At 60.7% G+C, this 1,457-nt stretch carries 1 protein-coding gene; it reads right to left on the bottom strand.

Features of this window, described 5'->3' with window-relative positions; all coding sequences use genetic code 11:
• Positions 1-123: 123 nt before the first annotated feature.
• The coding region (locus AAAB16_RS03655) for a cytosine permease (RefSeq protein ID WP_340662115.1) at positions 124-1,457 on the bottom strand (1,334 nt) is incomplete at its 5' end.

Here is a 1,457-nt window from a genome sequence, read left to right as displayed (position 1 = left end):
AACCGGTGGAGCAGGTGTTTCGTTGATTTCCAGGCCGCCGTCGTCCCCGCGTAGGCGGGGACCCAGAATCTCCGATCTGACAACAATTCTGGATTCCCGCCTGCGCGGGAATGACGGCGGTGTTTATGCGATTTCCGTGGTGCCTTTTACCTCGGCATCCTTCGGCAACGGCATCCAGCGCGGGCCTTTGGCGCCATACACTTCAGCCGGCTCGGGGAACACCACCAGCAGCACCAGGTACAACACCGCCGCCAGACCCAAGGTCACCGGCAGGCTGATGTCGATGCCATTGGCCAAATTGCCCAGCGGCCCAACAAACTGCCCTGGCAAGTTCACAAAGCACAGGCCAATCACCGCGCTGGGCACCCAGGCGCCCATACCGCGCCAGTTCCAGCCGTGGGTGAACCAGTAGCGGCCACCTTTTTGCCCACGGGTGAACACTTGCAGGTCGTCAGCGTAGTAGTCGCCACGGCGAATGATCAGGCCGAGGATCATGATCACCATCCACGGCGTGGTGCAGGTAATGATCAGCACGGCGAAGGTCGACACGCTCTGCACCAGGTTGGCGGCGAAACGGCCAATAAAGATAAAGGCGATCGACAGCACGCCAATCAGCAGGGTGGCTTTAACCCGGCTCAGTACCCGCGGGAACACGCTGGACATATCCAGGCCCGTGCCATAGAGCGAGGTAGTGCCGGTCGACATCCCGCCAATCACCGCAATCAAACACACCGGCAAGAAGAACCAGGTCGGGCATACAGCGAGCAGACCACCGACATAGTTATTGGCGGCGATATAGTCCGGCGCTTTGATCGCAACAATGGTGGCGGTGGCCAGGCCAAACAGGAACGGGATCAGGGTCGCCAATTGGGCGAAGATCACCGCCGCCATAATGCGGCCTTTGGAGGTTTGTCTAGGGATGTAACGCGCCCAGTCACCGAGGAATGCGCCGAAGGAAATCGGGTTGCTCATGGCCACCAGCGCGGCGCCAATAAAGGCGGCCCAGAAGCCTTCGCTGCCGAGGTTGACGCTGCCGGCATAGGCGCTGTCAAAGGTGCTGGCAAAAGCAAAGATACCAAGCAAGAACAGCACGCTGGCGCTCCACACCGCCACCTTGTTTACCCAGAGCAAAAAGCGGAAACCGTAGATGCACACGGTCAACACCAACAGGGCGAACAGACCGTAGGCCAGGCCCAGGGTCAGGTCGGTTTCCGGCAGACCGATCAGGCGCTTGGCGCCGCCGATCAGGGCATCCCCCGAGCTCCACACCGACAGCGAGAAAAACGCGATGGCGGTCAGCAGCGAGAGGAACGAACCGACGATACGACCATGCACGCCGAAGTGCGCGCCGGACGATACCGCGTTGTTGGTGCCGTTCAACGAACCGAATAAACCCATGGGCGCAAGGATCACCGAGCCAACCAGTACGCCGAGCAAAATCGCCCACACGCCAGCCT

Origin of the sequence: Pseudomonas sp. (assembly GCF_037994325.1) — a bacterium.
Taxonomy (GTDB): Bacteria; Pseudomonadota; Gammaproteobacteria; order Pseudomonadales; family Pseudomonadaceae; genus Aquipseudomonas.
This window is presented reverse-complemented; position numbering and strand designations above follow the sequence as displayed.